The 23,085-nt window shown below is 70.4% G+C and carries 25 protein-coding genes and 2 pseudogenes; 13 read left to right on the top strand and 14 right to left on the bottom strand.

What is annotated here, in order from left to right; genetic code table 11:
- Positions 1-2: 2 nt before the first annotated feature.
- Both OG622_RS43260 and OG622_RS43255 read right to left on the bottom strand, forming a co-directional pair.
- Complete coding sequence (locus OG622_RS43260) at positions 3-932, bottom strand: ABC transporter permease (protein ID WP_371582351.1); 930 nt, start codon at positions 930-932, stop codon at positions 3-5.
- Positions 933-935: 3 nt separating this feature from the next.
- A complete protein-coding gene (locus OG622_RS43255; protein ID WP_371582349.1) occupies positions 936-2,513 on the bottom strand; it encodes an ABC transporter substrate-binding protein in 1,578 nt (525 codons plus the stop codon).
- Positions 2,514-2,732: 219 nt separating this feature from the next.
- Between OG622_RS43255 and pdxA the strand changes: the two genes are divergently transcribed.
- From pdxA to OG622_RS43240, 3 genes are read left to right on the top strand one after another with little or no spacing between them, the layout of a single operon-like run.
- Positions 2,733-5,081 (top strand): 4-hydroxythreonine-4-phosphate dehydrogenase PdxA, encoded by a 2,349-nt coding sequence (pdxA, locus tag OG622_RS43250; RefSeq protein WP_371582348.1) that lies wholly within the window; start codon positions 2,733-2,735, stop codon positions 5,079-5,081.
- A 56-nt stretch (positions 5,082-5,137) separates the two neighbouring features.
- Positions 5,138-5,950 carry a DeoR/GlpR family DNA-binding transcription regulator gene (locus OG622_RS43245; RefSeq protein WP_371582346.1) on the top strand — a complete coding sequence of 271 codons (813 nt, stop codon included), beginning with the start codon at positions 5,138-5,140 and terminating at the stop codon, positions 5,948-5,950.
- A gap of 51 nt (positions 5,951-6,001) precedes the next feature.
- Positions 6,002-6,682: an SDR family NAD(P)-dependent oxidoreductase gene (locus OG622_RS43240; RefSeq protein ID WP_371582344.1), complete on the top strand. Its 681-nt coding sequence runs from the start codon at positions 6,002-6,004 to the stop codon at positions 6,680-6,682.
- 151 nt (positions 6,683-6,833) lie between these two features.
- Here the strand turns inward: OG622_RS43240 and OG622_RS43235 are convergent, their stop codons facing one another.
- From OG622_RS43235 to OG622_RS43220, 4 genes and pseudogenes are all read right to left on the bottom strand, one after another.
- Positions 6,834-7,286, bottom strand: coding sequence for a PaaI family thioesterase (locus OG622_RS43235; protein WP_371582342.1), 453 nt, complete (start codon positions 7,284-7,286; stop codon positions 6,834-6,836).
- A 215-nt stretch (positions 7,287-7,501) separates the two neighbouring features.
- A pseudogene (locus OG622_RS43230) lies at positions 7,502-7,713 on the bottom strand (enoyl-CoA hydratase/isomerase family protein); the annotation flags it as partial.
- Positions 7,714-7,740: 27 nt separating this feature from the next.
- A complete protein-coding gene (locus OG622_RS43225) occupies positions 7,741-7,905 on the bottom strand; it encodes a hypothetical protein (RefSeq protein ID WP_371582340.1) in 165 nt (54 codons plus the stop codon).
- A 63-nt stretch (positions 7,906-7,968) separates the two neighbouring features.
- Positions 7,969-9,129, bottom strand: coding sequence for an iron-containing alcohol dehydrogenase (locus tag OG622_RS43220; RefSeq protein WP_371582339.1), 1,161 nt, complete (start codon positions 9,127-9,129; stop codon positions 7,969-7,971).
- A 128-nt stretch (positions 9,130-9,257) separates the two neighbouring features.
- On the opposite strand from OG622_RS43220, the gene OG622_RS43215 reads away from it, so the two are divergent.
- Together OG622_RS43215 and OG622_RS43210 are read left to right on the top strand one after the other, a co-directional pair.
- Positions 9,258-10,238 carry a LysR family transcriptional regulator gene (locus tag OG622_RS43215; protein ID WP_371582337.1) on the top strand — a complete coding sequence of 327 codons (981 nt, stop codon included), beginning with the start codon at positions 9,258-9,260 and terminating at the stop codon, positions 10,236-10,238.
- 40 nt (positions 10,239-10,278) lie between these two features.
- Positions 10,279-10,911 (top strand): annotated as a pseudogene (locus OG622_RS43210) (AMP-binding protein); the annotation flags it as partial.
- Positions 10,912-11,046: 135 nt separating this feature from the next.
- Here OG622_RS43210 and OG622_RS43205 read toward each other — a convergent pair.
- A complete protein-coding gene (locus OG622_RS43205; protein WP_371582336.1) occupies positions 11,047-11,649 on the bottom strand; it encodes a TetR/AcrR family transcriptional regulator in 603 nt (200 codons plus the stop codon).
- A gap of 168 nt (positions 11,650-11,817) precedes the next feature.
- On the opposite strand from OG622_RS43205, the gene OG622_RS43200 reads away from it, so the two are divergent.
- Positions 11,818-12,531, top strand: coding sequence for an SDR family oxidoreductase (locus OG622_RS43200; RefSeq protein WP_371582334.1), 714 nt, complete (start codon positions 11,818-11,820; stop codon positions 12,529-12,531).
- A 202-nt stretch (positions 12,532-12,733) separates the two neighbouring features.
- Here the strand turns inward: OG622_RS43200 and OG622_RS43195 are convergent, their stop codons facing one another.
- Positions 12,734-13,003: a hypothetical protein gene (locus OG622_RS43195; RefSeq protein ID WP_371582332.1), complete on the bottom strand. Its 270-nt coding sequence runs from the start codon at positions 13,001-13,003 to the stop codon at positions 12,734-12,736.
- Positions 13,004-13,110: 107 nt separating this feature from the next.
- On the opposite strand from OG622_RS43195, the gene OG622_RS43190 reads away from it, so the two are divergent.
- The gene (locus OG622_RS43190; protein ID WP_371582330.1) at positions 13,111-13,323 is read left to right on the top strand and encodes a hypothetical protein; all 213 of its coding nucleotides are present in this window, start codon (positions 13,111-13,113) and stop codon (positions 13,321-13,323) included.
- Positions 13,324-13,374: 51 nt separating this feature from the next.
- Here OG622_RS43190 and OG622_RS43185 read toward each other — a convergent pair whose 3' ends face one another.
- Positions 13,375-14,370: an NADP-dependent oxidoreductase gene (locus OG622_RS43185; RefSeq protein WP_371582328.1), complete on the bottom strand. Its 996-nt coding sequence runs from the start codon at positions 14,368-14,370 to the stop codon at positions 13,375-13,377.
- Positions 14,371-14,518: 148 nt separating this feature from the next.
- Here OG622_RS43185 and OG622_RS43180 point away from each other — a divergent pair, with 148 nt between their 5' ends.
- The gene (locus OG622_RS43180; RefSeq protein ID WP_371582326.1) at positions 14,519-15,142 is read left to right on the top strand and encodes a TetR/AcrR family transcriptional regulator; all 624 of its coding nucleotides are present in this window, start codon (positions 14,519-14,521) and stop codon (positions 15,140-15,142) included.
- A 369-nt stretch (positions 15,143-15,511) separates the two neighbouring features.
- Here the strand turns inward: OG622_RS43180 and OG622_RS43175 are convergent, their stop codons facing one another.
- From OG622_RS43175 to OG622_RS43160, 4 genes are all read right to left on the bottom strand, one after another.
- Positions 15,512-15,754 carry a DUF5302 domain-containing protein gene (locus tag OG622_RS43175; RefSeq protein WP_371582324.1) on the bottom strand — a complete coding sequence of 81 codons (243 nt, stop codon included), beginning with the start codon at positions 15,752-15,754 and terminating at the stop codon, positions 15,512-15,514.
- A 254-nt stretch (positions 15,755-16,008) separates the two neighbouring features.
- Positions 16,009-16,413, bottom strand: a complete 405-nt coding sequence (locus tag OG622_RS43170; protein ID WP_371582322.1) for an XdhC family protein — start codon at positions 16,411-16,413, stop codon at positions 16,009-16,011.
- A 25-nt stretch (positions 16,414-16,438) separates the two neighbouring features.
- Entirely contained in the window at positions 16,439-16,843 is a 405-nt protein-coding gene (locus tag OG622_RS43165; protein ID WP_371582321.1) for a hypothetical protein, read from the bottom strand.
- Positions 16,844-17,089: 246 nt separating this feature from the next.
- Entirely contained in the window at positions 17,090-17,542 is a 453-nt protein-coding gene (locus tag OG622_RS43160) for a DUF5707 domain-containing protein (RefSeq protein WP_371582320.1), read from the bottom strand.
- A 291-nt stretch (positions 17,543-17,833) separates the two neighbouring features.
- Between OG622_RS43160 and OG622_RS43155 the strand changes: the two genes are divergently transcribed.
- From OG622_RS43155 to OG622_RS43140, 4 genes are all read left to right on the top strand, one after another.
- Positions 17,834-20,233 carry a histidine kinase gene (locus OG622_RS43155; protein ID WP_371582319.1) on the top strand — a complete coding sequence of 800 codons (2,400 nt, stop codon included), beginning with the start codon at positions 17,834-17,836 and terminating at the stop codon, positions 20,231-20,233.
- On the top strand, positions 20,230-20,910 hold the full coding sequence (locus OG622_RS43150) for a response regulator (protein WP_371582318.1): 681 nt from the start codon (positions 20,230-20,232) through the stop codon (positions 20,908-20,910). Before OG622_RS43155 ends, OG622_RS43150 begins: the two co-directional genes overlap by 4 nt.
- A gap of 43 nt (positions 20,911-20,953) precedes the next feature.
- A complete protein-coding gene (locus tag OG622_RS43145) occupies positions 20,954-21,280 on the top strand; it encodes an SCO4225 family membrane protein (RefSeq protein WP_371582316.1) in 327 nt (108 codons plus the stop codon).
- 232 nt (positions 21,281-21,512) lie between these two features.
- Positions 21,513-21,815, top strand: a complete 303-nt coding sequence (locus OG622_RS43140; protein WP_371582315.1) for a hypothetical protein — start codon at positions 21,513-21,515, stop codon at positions 21,813-21,815.
- Positions 21,816-22,215: 400 nt separating this feature from the next.
- Here OG622_RS43140 and OG622_RS43135 read toward each other — a convergent pair whose 3' ends face one another.
- On the bottom strand, positions 22,216-22,602 hold the full coding sequence (locus OG622_RS43135; RefSeq protein ID WP_371582314.1) for a TetR/AcrR family transcriptional regulator C-terminal domain-containing protein: 387 nt from the start codon (positions 22,600-22,602) through the stop codon (positions 22,216-22,218).
- On the opposite strand from OG622_RS43135, the gene OG622_RS43130 reads away from it, so the two are divergent.
- A complete protein-coding gene (locus tag OG622_RS43130; protein WP_371582312.1) occupies positions 22,547-23,059 on the top strand; it encodes a zinc-binding dehydrogenase in 513 nt (170 codons plus the stop codon). The genes OG622_RS43135 and OG622_RS43130 overlap by 56 nt on opposite strands.
- Positions 23,060-23,085 lie beyond the last annotated feature (26 nt).

The raw sequence follows: 23,085 nt of genomic DNA, 5'->3' as shown, positions 1-23,085 counted from the left end.
GGTCAGGCCGCCTTTCCGAGTCGGACCCGCGGGTCGAGGAGCGGGTAGGCGAGGTCGACGAGGAGCTGGACGAGGATGGCGAGGGTCGCCGTGACCAGGACGGTCGCCTGGATGAGCGGGTAGTCGCGGGTCTCCAGGGCGCGGACGACGAGGGAACCGACGCCGGGCCAGCCGAAGACGACCTCGACCAGCACGACGCCGTTGAGCAGTGCCGCGAAGCGGGTGCCGACCGCGGTGACGAGCGGGACGGACGAGTTGGCGAGGGCGTACCGCCAGGTGAGGGCCCGTTCGGAGACACCGCGCGAGCGGGCCACGGTGATGTACGGCGAGGCGAGTGCCGTGGTCATCTCGCGGCGTACGAGCCGTGAGACGAGGGCGAGTTGGAGGATCGCGATGGTGACGGTCGGCAGGACGAGGCCGCTCCATGAGGTGAAGCCGGAGGCGGGCAGCACCGGCAGCAGCACGGCGAAGACCGTCAGCAGCATCACGCCGGTCCAGAAGTCCGGCATGGACTGTCCGGTGATGGTCAGGACGTTGGCGCCGAGTTCGCGCGAGGTGTCGGCGTGGCGGGCCATCCACACCCCCAGCGGGACCGCGACGGCCACGGTGACGGCGATCGCCGCGACGGAGAGCGTGAGCGTGTACGGCATGCGGTCCAGGACCACGCTGAGGGCGGAGTCGTGGAAGGAGTAGCTGGTGCCGAGATCGCCGCTCAGCAGGTCGCGCAGGAAGATCCCGTACTGGGTGATCAATGGCTTGTCGAGGCCGAACTGGGCGCGGATGCGCTCCAGGTCGGCTGTGGTGGCGCTCGGTGGCGCGTATGCGGCGGCGGGGTCTCCGGGGGCGAGCCGGACCAGGACGAAGACCGTGGAGACGGTCAGGAAGATGGTCAACAGGCTCTGGCCGAGACGGCGGGCGAGATACTTCGGCACGGCTCAGCCCTCCAGCCGTACGGCGGTCAGGTCGTAGGAGTTGACCGGCAGCAACCGGACGCCGTCGACGCGGGCGCGGCGAGCGAGCACGGTCTTCGGCACGAAGGCCCACATGGCCGGCCAGGTGTCCCAGACGGCGTGCTGGGCGGCGGCGAGCTTGCGGTCGCGGGTGGCGGGGTCGGTCTCGGTGGCCGCGTCGGACAGCTGTCGGGCGATGCGGGGGACGACGTAGCCCATGAACGCGTCACCGGTGCGTTCGTCCTCGGCCGTGCCCGCGTACATGGCCTGGAGCATGGTGGTGGCCTGGCCGGTGGTGCCGGGGAAGCCGTTGCCGATGACGTCCCAGTCGCCGCCCTTGCCCTGGCGCCACTTGAGGATGTCGCCGCCGGGCTCGAACTGTTGCAGGGTGGCGCGCACACCGACCTCCTTCAGCATCTCCGCGATGGCTTCCATCACGGAGGCGTCCGCGGCGAACTCGCCCGACTCCCAGATGATTTTGATCCGCAGCCCGTCGGCGACGCCCAGGGACCTGAGCAACTGCCGCGCCCGTGCGGGGTCGTGGGCGAAGCGGCCGGTGCGTTCGGCGCCCTGGAGACTGAGCGGGACCACTCCCTGGGCCTGCTCGGCCGAGTCGGTGAGCACGTCTCGGACGAGGGACTCGCCGTCGATGGCGTACGTCAGCGCCTGGCGCACCCGGGCGTCGGCGAGCGGGTGCTTCTTCGGCTTGCGGAAGTTGTAGAAGAGCTGGCAGATCCGCACCCCGGAGGTCCGCTCCAGGCGCACGCCGGGCAGCCCGGTGAGCTGTTCGGCGGAGTCGGGGGTGATGGTGTCGATGACGTCCAGTTCGCCGCTGCGCAGGGCGACGACCCGGCTCGACTCCTCCGGTACGAAGCGGACGCGGACCCGTTCGACGGGCGGCCGCCCGCCCCAGTACTCCGGGACCCGGGCCAGGGTGTACTCGCCCGCGCCGCTGTTGGCGCCGGCCACCCGGTAGGGGCCGGTGCCGACGCCGGAGCGGAGTTCCTCTGGCCGGTTGTCCTTCGCCGGGGTGATGAGGATGTTGGCCATCAGCCGGTCCAGGATGGGCACCGGTTCGCGGGTGTGGAGCAGGAAGGTGCGGTCGCCCGTCGCCTCGACGTCGGGGAGTTCGGGGAACAGGCCGAGGATGAACGAGCCGGCGACCTCTCCGTACATGCGCACCGCGGTGGTCACGTCGTCGACGGTCACGGGCCGGCCGTCGGAGTAGCGGATCCCGTCGCGCAGGCGGACGCTCCAGGTGGTCGGCGCGGTCATCTCGAACCGGTCGGCGAGGACCCGGGTGAGTCGCATGTCCGGACCGATGGCGGTGAGGGCCTGACGCACGGCCCGCTGCACGGTCACCGCGGCGTCGAACTGGTTGAGCTTGTTGTCGAGGCTGACCAGCGAGCGGTTCAGCCCGAGTGTGAGGGTGCCGGGGCCGGGGGCGCCGGTGGGTCCGGCGCAGGCGGCCAGCGGGGAGAGAGCGAGACCGGCGCCGCCCGCGGCGCCCCAGCGCAGCAGGGTGCGACGGCTGGGCGTCTCACTCGGAGGAGTTCGGGTCATCGTCGACCTCTCGGGGTTTTTTGTGCGGCGACCGGCTCGGGACGGCGCCCGGTCCCGCAGGACGCCGTCGGGTGCCGTCGGTTTTCTGTCGCGCCGGAAACCGTTCCATGGTTGCGCGAATCACGCAAGAGGTCTCGCGCACATCGCGCAGACTGTGTCATCATCGAGCGCCGAGGCCGCCCCGCGTGCCCCCTTCGACGACAGGTCCAGGAGGATGACGTGCCCTTCCCCTCCACTTCCCCCCTCCGCGAGGAGACGGCACCGCGACGTGTCCTCGCCCTCGCCGACGACCTGTCCGGGGCGGCGGAGACCGCGGTCGCGCTCGGCGTGCCGGGCCGGATCGTGCTCGGTCCGGCGTCCTTGGACCCCCACGCGTACGGCGAGGCCGTCGTGGTCGACCTCGACTGCCGTTGCCTGCCCGCGGCCGACGCGGCCCGCCGCGTACGCGAGGCACTGCGAGCCGTGCCCTCGGACGTTCTGGTGCTGAAGAAGGCCGACTCGCTGCTGCGGGGCAACCTCGCCGCCGAGACGGCCGCCTGCGCCGAAGGCACCGCGGGCGTCGTCGTCGCCACCGCCCTGCCCGCCCTCGGCCGCACGGTCCGTGGCGGTGTCGTCCATCTCGACGGCGTCCCCCTGCACACCACGGACGCCTGGCGGGCGGAGAGCACCGCGCCCCCGCCGTCGGTCTCCGCCGCACTCGGGGACGCCCGTACGACGCTCGTCCCGCTGGAGGAGGTACGGGGCGACGCGCTGGCCGCCATGCTGCGCGCGGCGGTCAGCGCCGGACACCTTCCGGTGTGCGACGCCGAGACGGACTCGGACCTGGACCTGATCGCCGAGGCGGCGCTCGCCTGCGGGCCCGGCGTCCGCCTGGCAGGCACGAGCGGCCTCGCCGCGGCGGTCGGCCGCCTGCTGAGGCGTACCGACGGGACGTCGGCAGCAACCACGACGGAACAAGCGGCTCCGGCGACGGCCGGGGAACGCCGGCGACGGCCCCTCCTGGTCGTCGTCGGCACCGCCGATCCCTCCGCGCCTGCGCAGATCGCGCAACTCACGGAGCGCGGCGCCCGCCATGTATCCGTGAACCCCGACGTCCTGGACTCCGGCGTCCTGGACCCCGGCGTCCTGGACTCCGGCGTCATGAACTCCGACGTTCTGTCGCCCCCGGGCGCACCGCATTCATGTGATGAAATTTCAGACGCTGTCACCGTCCTCAGCATCGACAGCGGCCCGGGCATCCGGCCCGGCTCGGCACGCCGTCTGGTGTCCGCACTCGCTCGCCTCGCCGCCGACCGCGCGGGCGATGCCGACCTCGTCCTGACGGGTGGTGAGACCGCCCGCCGCGTCCTCGACGCGCTCGGCGTCGCGCACCTCGCGCCGCTCGGCCAGATCCACCACGGCGCCGTCCACGCACTCACACCCGACGGACGCCATGTCGTCACCCGGCCCGGCAGCTTCGGCGACACCGATTCCCTGCTGCGGATCGCCACAGCGCTCCGGCCGGACCTTCCCCACCTCCCACCGCAAGGAGACTTCCCGGTGAACGCGACCCCGACCGCCGACAACCACCGTTCGCTGCCGCTCATCGCGGTGACCATGGGAGACGGCGCGGGCATCGGCCCCGAGGTGATCGTCCCGGCGCTGCTGCACCCGGACACCCTCGCCCGCTGCCGTCCCGTCGTCATCGGTGATGCCGGGCGGCTGCGGCAGGCCGCCGCGATCCTGGGGGTCGACTGCGACATCGTCTCCGTGACCACCCCGGGCGAGGCCGAGTTCCCACCGGGCCGCGTCAACGTCGTGGACCTGGACCTGCTCCCCGCAGACCTGCCCTGGGGCGAACTGTCCGCCCTCGCCGGCGAGGCCGCCTACCAGTACGTACGGGTGGCCGCGGACCTCGCGATGAAGGGCGCCGTGCACGGCATCTGCACCGCGCCGCTCAACAAGGAGGCCCTGCACTCCGCCGGGCATCTCTACCCGGGCCACACCGAGTTGCTGGCCCACCTCACCGGCGTGGACGAGGTGTCGATGATGCTGTCCACGCCCAAGGTGAAGGTCATTCACGTCACCACCCACATCGGCCTGATCGACGCCATACGGCGCATCGAGCCGGGCCTGGTCGAGCGCACGGTGCGCCGCGGTCACGACGCGATGGTGCGGGCCGGTGTCGCGAAGCCGGTGATCGGCGTCTGCGGCATCAACCCGCATGCGGGTGAGAACGGACTGTTCGGCTACGGCGAGGAGGAGGAGAAGATCGTCCCCGCGCTCGAAGTGCTGCGCGCGGACGGCATCGACGCCCGCGGCCCCCTCCCGGCCGACACGGCCTTCTTCCTCGCCGGGCGCGGAGACTACGACCTGATCGTCGCGATGTACCACGACCAGGGGCACGGCCCGGTGAAGGTGCTGGGCATCGAGGCGGGCGTCAACCTGACCGTGGGACTGCCCGTCATCCGCACCTCGGTGGACCATGGAACGGCCTTCGACATCGCAGGCAAGGGCGTGGCCGAGGCCGGTAGCATGGTCGAGGCCGTGCGCCAGGCAGCCGAGATGTCGTCCGTAGCGGTCCGCTGAGACCGCAGTCCGCAGTCCGCAGTCCGCAGTCCGCGCAGAGAAGGACTCCACGACAGATGTCTCCCCTCGGATCCAAGGCCCGGCGTGAACGGATCCTGCACGTGGCCACCACGACCGGCCTCACCAGCGTCGAGGAGCTGTCGCAGCGCTTCGGCGTGACGGCCTCCACGATCCGCCGGGACCTCGCCAGGCTGACCGCCGACGGCCGGCTGGCCCGCACCTACGGCGGCGCCATGGCGCTGACCGCCCATCCCGAGGCGTCGCTCCGGCAGCGTACGGGCGAGGCGTTCGAGGAGAAGCGGGCCATCGCGCGCCGAGCCGCCGCCGAGGTGCGCGCCGGTGAGACGGTGCTGCTGGACGCCGGATCGACCGTGGGTGCCCTCGCCCACGAACTGCGCTCCGCGAAGGAACTGACGGTCGCGACCACGGGTCTGACGGCCCTTCAGGAACTCTCCGACGCCGAGACCGTGCACGTCGAGTGTCTCGGCGGCACGCTGCGGCCGCTCAGTCAGGGCTTCGTCGGTCCGCTGACCGAGGCCGCGCTGGAACGGATGACCTTCGACCGGGTCTTCCTCGGCACCGACGGCATCTCGCCCGAGCACGGCATCTGCGAGGCCGATCTGCGCCAGACGCGGCTGAAGGAACTGATGGCCCGCCGCGCCGACCATGTGTACGTCCTCGCGCACGCGGCGAAGCTCGGCCGCCGCCCCTTCCACGCCTGGGCGAAGCTCCCGGCCGACTGGACCCTCGTCACCGACGACGGCGCCGACCCGTCGATCGTGGCCGAGTTGCGCGGACGCGGCGTCGAGGTGGTGCTGACCGAGGTGACGGCGTCCACCGAGCCGGAGCACAGGACGTCGCCCTCATGACGTTGTCGGAGAGCGCCGAGCACGCCGGCACGCGGGCCGGGCGGGTGTGCCATGTCTGAGACACGGCACGCCCTGGTCACCGGCGTCAGCTCGGGAATCGGTGAGGCGATCAGTGGTCGCCTGCTGCGGGAGGGATGGCAGGTCACCGGGATCAGTCGCCGCCGTCCGGTACCCGCGCCGGGGTTGACCTGGCTCCCGGCGGATCTGTCCGAGCCCACCGAGCTGGTCCGGGTCCTCGACGGCGTACCCGCCCCCGACGCCGTCGTGCACGCCGCCGGACTCCAGCGCTCGGCACCGCTGGGCGAACTGTCCGCCGACGACGGCGAGTTGATGTGGCGGGTACACGTCCACGCCGCCACGATCCTCGTCGACACGCTCGCCGACCGGCTGCCCGACGGGGCCCGCGTGGTCCTCGTCGGCAGCCGCACCGCCACCGGCGTACCCGGCAAGAGCCAGTACGCCGCGACCAAAGCCGCCCTGCCCGCGCTCGCGCGCTCCTGGGCAGCGGAACTGGCCGTCCGCGGCATCACCGTCAACGTGATCGCCCCCGGCCCGACCGACACGCCGATGCTGTCCGACCCCGGCCGCGCCCGCACGCCCCCGGCGCACCCGCCCCTCGGTCGGTTCGTCTCTCCCGACGAGGTCGCCGGCCTGACCGCGTTCCTCCTCGGCCCGGACGGCGGAGCGATCACCGGGCAGCAACTCGTCCAGTGCGCCGGCGCCTCACTTTGACATCTGCGCGCCGGGATGTCGCCGCCGGGCGACCAGAACGTCGCCGCCGACCGGCTGAGCCGCCTTGCTGCCACCGGCGCCAGGTCGGCCGAGGTCATGGTCGTGGTCGGGAGCACTGCTTGGTGCAAGCCGTGAACACACCCGTCGTGGTTCAGGGCGTGGGGAGTGGAAAGAGCATGCAGCTGCTGGTGGCGTGGGCGAGGAGACGATCCTTCGCGTCGACCGACTGGGCCTGCGCGAGAGCAGTTTGGCGTCCCCTGCTGACAACCGTACCGATGGCGCGGACCTTGCCCGTGTCCACCGTGTTCGACCGGAGGAACTTCACGGACAGATCGAGCGAGGTGCATGCCGTGCCCTGCGGCAAGGTCGACTGGACCGCCCCGCCGGCCGCCGAGTCGAGCAGCGTGGCGTAGACCCCTCCGTGCACACTGCCGAGGAAGTTGCAGTGCTCCTCGCCCGGCACCAGCGCGAAGACCACGCGGCTCTCCTCCACTTCGTCGAGGGCGAAGTCAAGGGCGGCCACGATGGGCGGTGCGGGCAGGCGTCGCTCGAGTAGGTCGCGCAGCACCTCCACACCCGTGGTGCGGCCTGCGGTTGCTCCCACAATCGCGGGATCCTGCCAACGGGGAGGGGAGGAGAAAGGTGGCTTGAGGTGAGCACGGACAGTTGTCCGGTCCAACTCACGCTCGTGTGGTCGGGGAAATCGTCCGGTTCGGCTGTGGGCTGGAGCGATCGGTCCGCGAGGAAGTTGGTCGCACTCTTCGCGAAGAGCGCGGCACACTGGAGCAGGAAGCCTGGCGGCAGTGACATCGCCGGCACCGCGCGCTCGGTGACGACGCGGAAGCCGCAGTGGACGGACAGACCGAGACCGCCGCCCATGCACACACCATCGATGAGCGACACGATCGGGACGGATACTCGGCGATCCGGGCGTTGAGCCGGTACTCGGAGGCGAAGAACCGCTCGCTGGCCTCGGCATCCTCCCCGGCGAGGCTGTACTCGCGGATCGTACGGATGTCTCCACCGGCACAGAAACGCCTTCGTGCTGGTACTGGCGATCAGCACAGCGGACAGCGGTGTGTCCTCCCACGCGGCGAGCACACGTCGATGGCGGTGACCATGTCTGTCGTCAGGGCGTTGAGCGCCTTGGGCCGGTTCAGCAGGATGCGGCCGACGCCCCGATGGACGTCGGCGAGAATCTCGACTGCTGCGGTGTCAGTCATTGGTCGTCACCTCGCCGTCCATGCGGACTTGCTGTCGTGGACATCACGTTCCCCACTCGCCGGTCAGGCGTAGATCTGCGCGTAGAGATCCTGGATCTCGTCCACGGTGGGTACGACGGGGTTGTTGGCCGGGGATCCGGACGCGAGCGCCTGCTCGGCCATGAGGGGCGACAGGCGGAACCAGTCGTCCTTGTCGATGCCGTGGGCTTGAGGGGTGGGCACCTCAAGATCCTGGCACAGGGCTCGGAGCGCCTCCACGAACTTATCGGCGGCCAAGGCGTCACTGTCGCCGTCGGTGGCGGCTCCGAGGGCGCGGGCGCAGTCGGCGTACCGGCTCTCGGCGGCGGGCACGGAGAACGCCGTCACCGCGGGGAAGAGCATCGCGTTCGACAGACCGTGGGCGACGTGGAAGTGAGCGCCGATCGGACGGCTCATGCCGTGCACGAGCGCCACGCTGGAGTTGGAGAAGGCGATGCCGGCCTGTGTCGCGGCGAGCATCATCGCTTCGCGCGCCTCGGTGTCTTCCCCGTCGGCGTAGACGCGGCGGAGGTACCGGCCGATGGTCCGGATCGCGTTCAGGGCGAGGCCGTCGGCGAACGGATTGGCCTTGCGGCTCACGTATGCCTCGACGGCATGGGTGAGTGCGTCGATGCCGGTGTCGGCGGTCAGCCGGGCCGGCATCGACAGGGTCAGTTCGAAGTCGACGATGGCGGCGACCGGCAGGAACGCCGGCCCCGGGCAGAGCATTTTCTCGTCCGTGGCACTGTCGGTGATGATGGTGAACTGGGTGGCCTCCGAGCCGCTGCCCGCGGTCGTCGGAACCGCGATCACCGGCAGCGCCGGGCCGAGGTTGGTGTGCGGGGCCTTGTAGTCCCGCATCCGGCCGCCTTGTACGCCCAGCAGGCCGAGGGCCTTGGCGGTGTCCAACGGGCTGCCGCCGCCGAACCCGATCACCGAGTCCGCACCGTGTTCCCGCAGCACGGCCAGGCCCGCGACGAGCGAGTCGGTCGTCGGATCCGGGACGGTACGGGCGAACAGGTGCGGCTGCAGTCCGGCGTTCCTCAGCGTCGTCATCACGCGTTCCGCCGCACCGGTCCCGGCAAGGAACGCGTCCGTCACCAACAGGGGGCGGCGCAGGCCCAGCCCCGCGACGACGTCACCCAGCTCGCCGACGGCGCCGCCGCCGACACGCATGATCCGCGGAAGGGAAAGGCTGGCAACCATGGCGGCCCTTTCGGCAGGAACGGCGGGGCATGTCACGCCCACTGCCCCGACTGTGCGGTCCCGCGCGGTGTGCAATCAACCACCAATAGCGCACACCCACTGTGCAGAAATGCAGATACGGTCGGACCGTGCATCCCCACGCCCACCCCGACTCCCACTCCTCGGACGAGAACCCCGCCCCGCGGCCGGCCGGCTCCCATCGCCCCGTCGATCCGCGCAGACTTCGCGCGGACGATCTGCGCTACCTGCTCGCGGTGTCCCGTACCGGACGCCTGGTGACGGCCGCCGACGCACTCGGCGTGGATCACACCACCGTGTCACGCCGCATCGCCGCATTGGAGAAGAGCATCGGCCTGCGCCTCATCGAGCGCGGCACGGAAGGGTGGACGCTGACGGACATCGGAAGAGCCGTCTCGGAGAACGCACGCGCGATCGAGGAGGCCATCGACCGCGTCGTCGACACCGTGGCGGGTCAGGACTCGCCGTCCCTGCACGGTACGGTGCGCGTCAGCGCGCCCGACGGTTTCGGCACCGCCTTCGCCACACCCGCCCTCGTTCGCGTACGCCGTCGACACCCCCGCCTCCAGGTCGAACTCATCACCGCGACACGGCAGCTCGCCCTGCGCCCGTCCGGTTTCGATCTCGCTCTCGTCATCGGCGTTCCCTCCAGCAGTCGCCTGGTGACCGAGCACCTCACCGACTACACACTGGGGCTCTACGCCTGCGACGAATACCTCACCCAGTACGGCCGACCGGAGACGGTGGCCGAGCTGCGGGAGCACCCACTCATCTTCTACGTCGAGTCGATGCTGCAGGTCGGCGACCTCGACATCGAGCGCCACCTTCCCGGCATGACCCCCGCCTTCTCCTCGACCAACGTCTTCGCCCAACTCGAAGCCACCCAGCAGGGGGCGGGCATCGGCGTCCTACCAGCCTTCCTGACCCAGCGAACGCAACTGCGCCGACTCCTCGCCGACGAGATCAACATCCTGCTCCCCATCACCCTGGCCGTCCGCCGCGAGGCCGTGACGCACCCCGCCGTACGCGCCGTATGGACCGCTCTACGGCACGAGGTCGCCGACCGGGCCGACGAACTGCTGTCGGAATGAACGCCAAGGAGATCCTTCATCGCGGCCGCCTCCGCAACACGCCCTGAACTCCACGGGCGCACCCTTCTACCGCTGGTTTCCCGACGGGCGGCTCAACGTCTGTTTCAACGCGCTCGACCGGCACATCGAAGCCGGCCGAGGCGAACAGCCCGCGCTCGTCCACGACTCACCCGCGACCGACACCCGCCGCACCTCCACCTACGAACAGCTCAGGAACGAGGTGGCGGCCTTCGCCGGAGCACTCGCACAGCTCGGCGTGGAACACGGCGACCGCGTCGTCATCTACATGCCGATGATCCCCGAGGCCGTCGTCGCGATGCCGGCCTGCGCACGTATCGGCGCGGTCCGCTCGGTCGTCTTCGGCGGCTTCGCCCCACGCGAACTCGCCCTCCGCATCGACGCCGCCGCCGCCAAGGTGGTCGTCTCCGCCTCCTGCGGCATCGAGGGCAAGCGCGTCATCGCGTACAAGCCCCTGCTCGACCAGGCCATCGAACTCGCCGTCCACAAACCGCAGAAGAGCGTAATCCTGCAACGCCCGCAGGAACACGCCGAATTGGAGCCCGACGATCTCGACTGGGGCGATCTGGTCGCCGCCGCGCCGCCGGCCGACTGCGTTCCCGTCGCCGCCACCGATCCGCTCTACATCCTCTGCACGTCAGGGACGACCGGAAAGCGCGAACGCAACTGCGCCGACTCCTCGCCGACGAGATCGACATCCGGCTCCCCATCACCGTGGCCGTCCGCCGCGAGGCCGTGACACACGCCGCCGTACGCTCCGTATCGCCTGGGCCTGAGGCTGGGCCGCGCTTCAGCGAGGCAGCAGGACGTCGATCTGCCCCCGGATGTCCTGCACGATCTCCTCGACGCTCAAGGCGATGTTCACGCTCGTCGCCATGCTGAGGAACATCACGGCGGACACGATGTGTGCCAGCGTCGCGGCGTCGCCCTCTGTGACCCGCTCGTCTCGGCGCAGCGCGGCGGCGATGGCCTCCTCGGCCTGCGCGACGATGGCGAGTGCTGCGCTGTGCCGGGGCTCCTCGGGGTCGCCGAAGGCCATCTCTCGCAGGTAGGTGCGTCCGTTGTCGATCTGGGTGCGGTTGCACTCCACCATCGGCCGGACGATCGCCAGCACCGCGTCCAGCACGCCTGGGACGGTCTCGGCGTCCGCCCGGCCCCGCTCGAGCGCTTCGGCGTACTTGGCGTTCTGCACAAGCAGGAGGAGTTCGCCCTTGGTCTTGGCATAAAGGAACAGGGTCCCGGTGCCGATGTCGGCCTTGTCGGCGATCTGCTGGGTCGTGACCTCATCGACGCCGTGTTCGGCGAACAGCTCACTGGCGGCAGCGACAATGCGGTCGAGCTTGTCCTGCTTGTTCCGCTCGCGCCGTCCGACCGCCTGGGGGGCAACAGGCATGGCGGTGTCCTCCAGGAATAGATTCTGACTGCAATCAGTTATGATTGCAGTCACTACCGTGTGGGCTCGAATGTAGCTCCGCTCATTCTCCCACGGCAGGGCGAGGAGCCACTGCTCCATCCGTGCACAGCCGCGCACTTCACATCCCGCTGGAAAGAAGGAACACCAATGCCCTCTCTCGATGGAGCAGTCGTCCTCGTCACCGGAGCCAATGGCGGTATCGGTACCCACTTCGTCCACGACGCCCTGGCTCGCGGCGCCGTCAAGGTCTACGCCACCGCCCGTTCCCCCCGCGCCTGGGACGATGAACGCATCGTCCCCCTGACCCTTGACGTCACCGACCGCGCGTCGATCGACGCGGCCGTCGCCGCCGCGGCGGATGTCACCGTGCTCGTCAACAACGCGGGCGCCATCCCGCCGAGCGCGAGCCTGCTGGACGTCACCGAGGCGGACATCCGGGCAAACATGGAGACGAACTTCTTCGGACCAGTCTTCCTCGCCCGCGCCTTCGCACCGATCCTCGCCGCCGGGAAGGGGTCGATCCTCATCGACGTGCACTCCGTTGCCAGCTGGTATGCCTTCGGCGGCGCCTACAGCGCGTCCAAGGCCGCGCTGTGGTCGGCCACCAACTCGCTGCGCATCGAGTTCGCACCCATGGGCGTCCACGTGACGGGTGTGCACATGGGCTACGTCGACACCGGTATGGCCGCGCACGCGGACGGACCCAAGATGCCGCCGACGCAGCTGGTGACGATGGTCTACGACGCCGTCGAGGCCGACGAATACGAGGTCCTGGCCGACGAGTTGACCGCGCAGGTCAAGGCGGCTCTGAGCGGCCCGGTTGAGGCGCTTTACCCGGACCTGCCCAGCACGAACGCCTGAGCCTGCTCTTCGGTCCCTACGTGATCTCTTCACGCCGGGCCCCCGTGATCCATGGCGTTCGAACGATTGGCCGGCGTCGAGGAGGCGTGCACCGTCGCGGCCGTCGAGCCGTGGATGACATCGGCAGTCGATCCAGCAGCAGACAGATCAGCAGCGCGGCACCATCGTGATGACAGACCATCGCGGCTGTTGCGCCACGGGCTCAGGCGGTGCCAGGCGCCGCCAGTTCGGTCTGGTCGGTGTCGGTGCATTCGGTCAAGCCGTGCTCGGCGAGCACTTCGTCGGGCATCATCCGGTCCGGTTCGTCCAGCGACCGGCGGAGCACTTCCCCGACGGGCGCTGCGACGCGCTCGAATTGGCCCTCGATGCTGGGGCGCCGCTCGACCACGGCGCCGAAGACGTCGAACACCACCGCGTCCACAGAGGCGCCGATCCGTCGGCCGTCTTCGGTGGTGACAGGGCTTCGCGCCATTGTTCTTCTCCCTCATCGGGCACGGATACGACGACGAACCAGGTGGGCCCCGCGACAGACGAGTAACGGCCGCAGCATCTGCTGCGTCCGTACTCGCTTTCTGATGGGTGTCGGCGTTGCTGGTTGGCGATGCCGATGTAGTGCCCGAGGCGGTACTCGAAGTCGATGCCGGCCTGCTCGACGATGGCCTGCGTGCCGGCGGCGCGGGCGAGGAATCCGGGGAGGGTGAGGGAGTGGGCGAACTCGCCGTAGGCGGCGACCGGGTCCGCGTCCGGGGGCAGGGAGGCCCGGTTGATCTGGGCTTTGGCCGAGGCGAGTGAGGTGCGGTCGAAGGAGGCGAGCCGGGCGACGATGTCGCGGTTGCGGGCGGGTCAGCTGTTGCCGATGACGGCCTTGCCGCGGATGCCACCCTGGGCCAGGGACTGCAGCGCCTGCGGGGTCTGGTCGAAGCCGAACACCTTTCCCACGACCGGGCGCACCACGCCCTGGTCGATGAGGGTGGTGATCTGGCGGAGCTGGTCGCCGCTGGCGCGCATGAGCAGGAACTCATACGTCACGCCGAGCTTCTTGGCCTGCCTGCGGATCTTGCCGCTCAGGCCTGCGACCGCCAGGCGCAGCAGCGGGTTCAGGCCGGCCTCGCGGGCGAACGCGGGGTCCGGGGGACCGGAGATCCCAAGGGCTTTGCCGCCGGGCTTGAGCACCCGCAGGGACTTCTCGAGAGTCTCCCCACCGAGGCTGTCCAACACCAGGTCGTAGCCGGTCAGGAGCTGCTCGAAGTCCTGGGTGCGGTAATCGATCACCGTGTCCGCGCCGAGCGCGCGCACGAAGTCCGCGTTGGAACCGCTGGCGGTCGTGGCGACGCTCGCACCGAGGTGCGCGGCGAGCTGAATCGCGATCGAACCGACCCCGCCGGCGCCGGCGTGGATGAGAACCTTCTGCCCGGGCCGCACCCTCCCGCGCTCCACCAGCGCCTGCCACGCCGTGAGCGCCACCAGGGGCAGCGAGCCCGCCTCTTCCATGCTGATCGAGGCGGGCTTGAGCGCCAGGTCGCTCTCCGCGACGGCGATGCGCTCGGCGAACGTGCCGATGCGGTCCTGGTCGGGCCGGGCGTAGACCTCGTCTCCGGGTTTGAAGCCGCGAACTTCCGTCCCGACGCCGATGACGGTGCCCGCGACGTCGTTGCCCAGGATCAGCGGCAGCTTGTAGGGCAGGATCTGCTTGAACTCACCGGCGCGGATCTTCTCATCCAGCGGGTTCAGTCCGGCGGCCTCCACCCGGACGAGTACGTCGTGCTCCCCCACGGTGGGCTCGGGGACGTCCGCCTCCTGCAGCGGCTCCTTGTACTTGGTGACGACGAACGCTCTCATGGGGCGCCTCTCCTTACCTTCGTCCTATTTATCCAGGTCTGAGACCAGGTCAGCCAATTCAGCGCGACTTCCGGGGTCTCGCCTCACTCAGCCAATCCGAGTACACTCAATTATGAGTATCCTCAGAATTATTGTCAAGGGAGATCCCATGGGACGCGGTCACATGCCGATCGGGCGCCGCGAGCTGGCCAAACAGGCCAAGCGCGAGCGCATCATGACCGCAGCCCGCGAGCTGTTCCTCGAACACGGCGTCAGCAGGGTCACGACGCAGCAGATCGCCCGCCGGGCCGACGTCGCGATCGGCACCCTCTACCTGTACGCGTCCACGAAGGCCGAGTTGCTGATCATGGTGCAGAACGAGAAGTTCGCCGCCGCCATCGACGTCGGCCTCGCCGCCTCGAACGCCGCCGTCGGGCAGGGTGTGCTGGAGCCGGTCGTCACTCTCATCCGTCCCGTGGTGGAGTGCGTGAGGGAGCACGTCGAGAACGGCCGCACATACCTGCACGAACTCATCTTCGGCGACCCGGCCGAGCCCTACCGGCAAGCGGGTCTGGCCCTCGCCGGCCGCCTCGAGGACGGCATCACCGGCCTGCTCACCCGCGACGAGTACATCGGTGCCGCCGACGCGGCAACGCTGGCGCGGGTGATCACCGCGATCATCCACATCAGCACCACCGCCACCCTGTACCTGCACCGCAGCGACGAAGCCGTCCTCGCCGACATCCGCGACCAGATCCACGCCACCCTGGCGCCCCACCACCGCGCCGCATGACCACTCGCTCCACGAGCCAACCATCGAACACCCTGGAAAGGGGGCACCTCATGAGCGCGCCCGACGGCGTCGTCGCCCTCGGTGTCGGCCCCATCGGATACGTCACCGCGATCCGCGCCGCGCAACTCGGCAAGAACGCCTGTTGACGGCCAGGCCGCCGCACCACCGCCATGTCAGCGACCGGTTCGCAGAGTCACCTTGGGACCGCTGCCGTGTCCCACTTGTACTCCCTGCTGCGGGTGACGCAGAGCGTTCTGGCCAACGCTTGCGAACAGGTCGCAGCTTTGGTTCATGGCTGCGCGTGCCAAGTTGGGCAAGCACGGCCGCCGGACCGTGCCTTGCCGAGTTCCCTCCGGCGGCCGCTTGGACTCAGCCGCCGCTCTTGCGCCGAAACGACCGCTGACTCGCAGCCGGGCCGTGCGCCCCGCGGATCTTCGACGCGTCCGTGTTCCCAGCGAGGGCGGCCGCGTCCGCCTGCATGCCCCGCTTGCGCGCCAGGGCCTCCCGGAACTTGCGCTTCAAGTCATCCTGGCCTTCGTCGTCGGGTGCCGGCACGGGCTCCTCGATGTCGGCCGTCTCCGAACCTTCTTGCGGTGAGGGCTCTGCAGTCATGGTGACCTCCTGGTTCGGGCAGTGGGAAGCTCAGCTTGTCATGAGCCATGAGGTCCGCGATCAGGGCCCCAGTCCGGCGCGCGTCCGCGAAGGTCGGCGCGGCCTACACGCCCGCCGGGGGGCGACTTCTCGTGGAGGTCATGGCGGGCACCACCCGGCACGCGGTCGTCTTCCCTGTCAAGTTCTTGTGTTCAGCTCTGACAGGGGCAGGCTGCCTTGGTCAGTGTGATCGGTGGATCGGGCGCTGATCCGGGTCAAGGGCCGGCCCGTGCCCTGGTTGGTGTGGGCGGCGATCTCCGCGGTGATCGACAGGCCGGTCTCCTCGGGTGTGCGGGCGCGCCGAGGTCGAGGCCGATCGGAGAGGGCAGCCGGGCCAACCGCTCGCCGGACACCCCGGCCTCATCCAGGAACCGCAGGCGTTCGTCGTGAGTGCGGCGGGAGCCCGTCGCGATGACGTAGCCGACGGGCAGGGCGAGCGCACGGTGTCCCAACCGTGCGGGACCGTCCTCCCGCTTCTTCGAGCCGTATGGCCACAGGTCGCTGCCCCAGACGCAGGACGCGGTGACGCGGACCAGCGCGTCGGTGGGCTGTTTGATGACGGAATCCGGGACGTCCTCGACCCGGACATCGCGCGCTCCGCACATGAGGGTTGCACGCATGAGATGTTCTCCGATCAGGTGGTACTTACCGCTGGTATTTCGTGTTGCCGCCGATGGCGGCAGTTGCGGAGCGACGGCGCTGGGCGCGGGCGATGGTGATCGTGGGGATCAGGGGCAGTGCGGCGATGGCGGTGCCGACCACGGCGGGGCCGGTGGCACCGAGGGTGGAGTCGAGGGCGAGTCCGGCGCCCCAGGAACCGGCCGCGGCGCCGAGGTCGAACGCCGAGTCGGTCAGGTCGGATCCCAGCGTGGGCGCCTGGCCCGAGAACCGGACGGCCAGTGAGATCAGCACCGGGTTGGCGCCGAGCCCGAAGAGGCCCAGCAGGGCGACCAGTACGACCGTGGGCGCGGTGAAGCCGGACAGCAGGCACACGCCAGCAGCAAGGCTGTGGTCGTCGCGGCTGCCACGACTGTCAGCCAGGTGGCTCACGCGGGTGACCTGCGGCCATCAGCCCGCTCTGTGGGCGGACGGCAGGGAAGCATCGGTGGTGCTCATGTCGCCTGCGGTGAGGGACACGCCGACGCTTCCAGAGCCGACCTTCCCCGCCTCTCTGCTCGCCGTGCCGGTGCTTTACGCGGCAGTTTCACCTCGCCGACCTTCTCCAGGTTGGCGGCGGAGCCGTGTTCCGCGGAAGAACGGCAGACCGCCTCACTGAACGACGGTTCGACCGGCGTGTCAGCGTGTGACGTCGAACGTGGCGGCGCGGGGCACGAACGTCGTGTCCCCGTCCTCGGCCGTCGCCAGTGCCGAGACGTACCAGGTGCCCTTGGCCAGTTCGGCCGCCTCCTGCTTGGTGACCTTCAGCGTGTAGGTGCAGCGGCTGGTCTCGTCCGAGGTGCTCCGGCACTTGGCGCTCTCATCCGCAGAGCGAAGCTCCGCCTCGGTCGGGTCGAGCTTCGAACTCGCGGGCCAGGCAACGACCTTGAGGCCCCGGATGCCCGAGTCGTCGCTCACGTCCACGGTGTAGGTGAACGAGCCCGCGCTGCCGTCGGACGGAGCCGTGTAGCGAACCGAGCCGCGATCCAGGGTCGGCTCGGTGGGGGTCGAGGCCAGGGCGGGGCCGCAGGCGGTCACTCCGCCGAGGGCGACGGCGCCGATGAGCGACGAGAAGAGAATGCGCTTGGACATGGGAGATCCCCCTGAATTCGTTGAAGAGTCGCGTTGGATACGCGGAAGAGCGTGGAAGAACCGCTGGCAGAGCCGCTGGTGGAGCCGGTCTTGGAAGTGGTCGTAGAAGCGGTGGCCGACCACGTTCTCGATGTGATCGAGACTAGGGCCGGGGGCATGGCGCCGTCCTCGCGCTGCGGGACGATTGGCGCGTCGAACCACAGGTAGAGACTCTGCAACCCAGGTAAGAGACCGCGATCCGCCTCCAGCCGGATCCGGGCCGCTCACCTGCGGCCATAGCCTTGATCCGCCATGAATCGAACCGACGACCGGCTGCTCCCGGTCCTGCTGATCTGCGCCCAGGCCGTGGTGTGGCCCGGGGCGCCGCTGGTGCGCGGGGCCGTCCCGGTCGCGTCCGCCCTTCTCGTGGCGGCCCTGGTCGCCGCAGTGGTGACGGCCGCGCTCGCCCTGCGCCGTACCCGCCCGGTGGCCACCCTCGTCGTGGTCGCCGCCGCCTGCGCGCTGGGTGCCGGGCCGCTGCCCGCCGGGGCGATGGCGGTGCTCGGGACCGCGGGTGTCGCGCTGGCTCTGTTCACCGTGGCGACCGAACGCGACGCCTTCACCGCCGTGCTGTGCGTGGTGGCGCTTGCCGCCTGGCAGTTCCTGCAGGGCATCACCCTGCACGGGCTCAGCGACCGCGACGGGCTCGACCTCGTACTGACGGCTCTGCTGTACGCCACCGCGTGCGGCACCGGCCTGCTCGTACGGCGGACCCGTCGCGCACGGCGAGCTGCCGAACAGCTGCTGAAGCGGGCCGAGTCCGAGCGCCACCGGCTACCGGCGGTCGAACGGCGCCGTATGGAACGGGAGTTGCACGACGTCAGCGCCCACCATCTGACGGCCGTGGTGGTCACGGCGGGAGCGGCCCTCGGGTTGCGCGACCGGCGTCCCGAACTGGCCGAGGAGGCACTGGAGTTCGCGGTCGAGACCGGCCGCGAGGTCACTCGCGCGCTCGGCGCGGTACGAGCGCCGACGCCCTCCCGCGGGGATGTGCCGGCACCGGAGGAACGGCTGCTGGACCTGGTCGCCGGGTTCCGGCGCCTGGACCAGCAGGTGGACTGCGAGATCGACCCCCTGCCGGACGGCGTCGTCGCGGAGGCGGCGTACGGCATCGTGCGCGAGGCGCTGACCAACGTGGCACGGTATGCCCCCGGCGCGCATACGAGGGTGCTGTGCCGGTACGGCGACACCCGCACCGACGTCGTGGTCACGAGCACGCCCCCGTCGGCCGGCGCGGTGGCGCACGGTGCGGGACTCGGCGGCGGCCGCGGGCAGGGCTTCCTGCGCTCCCGGGCCCGGGAGGCGGGCGGCACGGTGCGCAGCGGCCCGACGACGGAGGGCGGTTGGGAGGTACGGGCGGTACTGCCGGGCCGGACGGCCACGACGGTGGAGCCGTCGGCGCCGAGGACGTACCGCGTGGCGCAGGTGGTGGCGGCGGCGGGCCTGGTCCTGCAGCCGCTGCTGCCCGTGCTGGTCATCCGGGCCGAGGAGACGTCGAGCGCGACGCGGGTATCCGCGGGTGTCTTCTTCGCCCTGCTGGCGGCGGGTCAGGCGGTGGCCCTGCTGTGGCTGCGGAGGGCTCCGCGGACGGCGTACGGGATGCTGCTGGGGCTTGCGCTGTTGTGGCCGGTGGCGATGGCGGCGGGGAACTACAGCGGCCCGGTCCTCCTCCCACCCGCGCTGAGCCTGTTGGCCACGTGCGCGGCCCTCGCGAGGGAACCGACCCGAACCGCAACGCCCCGAAAGGGACGCGGAGTTGTATCGAAACGCGGCTCAGCCGCGACGGGGGCCCTGGACGAGCGGGGGAGCGACCAGCCCCCACCGGCCCGCGGCCACGTCATGACCGTTCTCCTCACGGTGCTGGTGCACGCCGCGGCCACCACCACCGCGGTTCTGGACCGAGGCACGGCCGCGCCCCTCTGGACGGTCATCGCGGGAACCACGGTCGGCGCGACCCTCACAGGCACCGCGGCTCACCTGACCGGACGCCGCCGCACCCTGCGCCGACAGGCTGACCGCCGCGCCCACGACGAACGCCTCGCCGCCTGGACCGAGGAGGCCGTCCGCGACGCCTGGACCGAGCGCCGCCGCATCGCCGCCGGCCTCGAAACCACGGTACTGGCCCGCACCGCCGACATGGTCACCGAGGCGGCGGCAGGCCGACTCGACGCGACAGCGACCCGCGCCCGCGAGGCCCTGGCCGCGATGCGCGCCCTGCTCGACACCGTCCGGGAGGGCGAGACAGAGCCCGAACTGCGGCCGCAGCCCACCCTCCAGGCGCTCGACCTGCTCGCCCACCAACTCCGGGCCACCGGCCGCGACATCGAGATACGGCTGACCGACCGCGTACCGGAACGGCTGCCCACCGCCGTCGACCTGGTCGCCTACCGCGCCGCCGAGACGGTGCTCGCGGCCGGCGGCGAGGAGCCTGCGATGCTCGAACTCGACGTGGACAACGATACGTTGACGCTCACGGCCACCGGGGTGCCCCGCGCCGCCGACTCCGCCTTACGGGAGCGGCTGACCACGCGGGTCGCGGCGCTCGGCGGCACCCTGACCACTGGCCCGCGGGGAACGGTCCGCCTCCGGCTGCCGCTCGCCGTCGCGCCGGACAACCCGGATAACCCGGACAACGAGGAGAGACATCGATGAGCCTCAACGTACTGGTCGTCGACGACCAGGGCATCGTACGGGCGGGGTTCGCCGCCGTGATCGACGCCGAGGAGGACATGACGGTCGTCGGCGAGGCCGCCGACGGCGCCGCCGCGGTGCGGCTCGCCGAAGAGCTGGCTCCCGACGTGGTCATCATGGACGTACGCATGCCCGAACTGGACGGAATCGCCGCCACCCGCATCATCACCGGACGGGAGAACGCGCCCCGTGTCCTCGTCCTCACCACCTTCGACCTCGACGCTTATGTCTTCGACGCGCTGCGCGCCGGCGCCTCGGGCTTCCTCCTCAAGGACGTACACCCCGCCCAACTACTGCGGGGAATCCGGGAGGTGGCGGCCGGCGAGAGCGTACTCGCCCCGTCCGCGACCCGCCGCCTCATCGGCCACTACGCGTCCGGACCACCCGCCGCGGTCCCGGCCGGGAGCGCCCCCGAACTGGACAGCCTGACCGGCAGCCAGCGGGGCGTCCTCACCCTGGTCGCGGCCGGACTCACCAACACGGAGATCGCCGAGCAACTCGGCATCACCGTAGGCACCGTGAAGTCCCACGTGAACGCGCTGCTCCGCAAGCTCGGCCTGCGCGACCGCGTACAGGCGACGATCCTCGCGTACGACCTCGGCCTCGCCCGCCCGAACCCGCCCGGTGCCCACCTCTGACACCGAGACCGACCACCGCGACGCAACCAAGGAGTCCAGCCCCATGACCGGTACCGACTCCGATACCGATTCCGGCCGATCCGTCCCGCGCCGACTGCGCGACCACGTCGGCGTCGTCGGCCTCGCCTACCTCGGCGTCTGTGCCGTCCTGCTCGTGTGGGCACTGGTGGTGACCATCAGCGACAGCTCGGACGAGTCCATGGCCGGCGTCATCCCGCTCCTTGCCACCGCTCCAGCCAGCCTCGTACTCCTCGTGTTGCCGGACAACATCGTCATGGCCGTCATCGCCGTCGCTCTCGGGGCAGCGGTCAACGCCGCGATCATCGGCTGGTGCACCCGCGCACTGCGCCGCGGCGGTCGCCCGGACTAGTGTTCCAGTGAGACATCACCATTTGCGCTGGTCAGAGGCATTCTTTCGAGCCTCTTGAGGTGCCTCCACCGAGGGCGGACATGCCCCCTGCTCTGCGACCGGTACCCAGTTCGCACGGACGGACCGTCCCGAAGTGCCTGACGGGCCCGAGCTGCCTAGCGTCGTCATGCGCGGACCGCGCAGATCAGGCAGACCATGCCTCGGCGCGTTGAGGCAGTTGAGAGGCACCTTCATGGCAGTCGTGATGACTTTCGTCTGGCCCGAGATCACGCCCGAGTTGTACGCCGCGGTGCGCAAGAAGGTGCGTTGGGAGGAGGAATCCCCGGACGGGTGCGTGTTGCATGTGGCGTGGTTCACCGCCGAGGGCTTCAACGTGCTGGACATCTGGGAGTCGGAGGAGCACTTCACGCGGTTCATCAGCACCAGGGTCGAACCCGTACTCAAGGGCGAACTGGGTGTGAAGAGCGACCCGCAGGCGGAGTTCTTCCCGCTCCACCGGCGCTTCGTCGCCCCCGGCGTCAGCGGCGCCGCCTGATCCGCGCCGGCGAATGCCGCGACCTCGTCGACCCAACACCGCCCCGTCACGTCCCTCCAAAGGCTCGAAAACGGGCTGTGCTCCTGATGCGTGGTCGACGCCACAAGCCTGTGCCGGTCGCAGGGCCCGCGCCCCGCTGACCGCCGTTGACCGCCGGACGGATCCGAGAGGGCCAGGGTGCGCTGGCCTCATGCGTTTCTGAGCGGCGCAGATGGACGGCGGATCCGCCGAGCGCCGGCACCGGTTCGCCGACCACAGCGAGCGAACGAGTACGGCGGCGATGTTCACGGCGGCGGCGAGGACCAGACGGAGGCTGAGGCCGGCCGGGCTCTGCTCCGTGTGCGCTTCATGGTGCCGAGCCCCGCGGGATCTGACGGGCGGCGGGTACGCCGCCGGCTCGTCAGCCCGCTGTTTGCCGGAGGCCGTCGAGGATGAGGTCCAGTCCGAATTCGAACTCGTCGCCGTAGGCATACCCCGGACGCATGACGTGAGCGGTCGCGATCTCGGTCAGGTACGGGTACTGGCCGTCACCGAATCCGCTCATGATGGTGTCCGCCAGTTCGGCCGTCTCCTCCGGAGAGCCGAAGGGCAGGGTTTTCTCCTGCAGGGCGAACCCGTAGATGTAGCTGTCGAGAACCGAGACGGCGTGGGCGGTCAGGGTGAGGGAGAACCCACCCTGACGCAGGCAGCCGAGAACGGCGTCGTGGTGACGCAGAGTGGCCGGGCCCGGAGTGGACCGTGAGACCTTCGCCGTCCAACTCGCCCACTCCTTCGGCGCCCGGGTCACGGCCGTCGCGAGCACCCCCAAGCTCGACGCCGTACGAGCGCTGGGCGCCGACCACGTGATCGACTACACGCGCGAGGACTTCCTTGCCGGCCCGCGACGCTACGACGCCATCATCGACATCGCGGGCAACCGCGGTCTGCGCGACCTGCGCCACGCCCTCACACCCCGCGGCAGGCTGGTCATCACCGGCGGCGAGACGAACGGCCCCTGGCTCGGCGGCACCGACCGGCAGCTGCGCGCACAGATGCTGTCCCCGTTCACCAGTCGGCACCTGGGGACCTTCATTTCCTCCGAGCACGCCGATGGGCTGCGCGACCTGACCGTTCTCATCGACACGGGCAGGCTCACCCCTGTCGTGGACCGCGTCCACCCGCTCGCCGAGACTGCCTCAGCCGTCCGAGACCTCCTCGCCGGCCGCGTCACGGGCAAGGTGGCGCTTGCCGTGCCCGCGAAGTGACGCCGTAGGCCGACGCCGACAACGAG

The sequence above is a fragment of the Streptomyces sp. NBC_01314 genome (assembly GCF_041435215.1).
In the GTDB taxonomy this organism is placed as follows: Bacteria; Actinomycetota; Actinomycetes; order Streptomycetales; family Streptomycetaceae; genus Streptomyces.
This window is presented reverse-complemented; position numbering and strand designations above follow the sequence as displayed.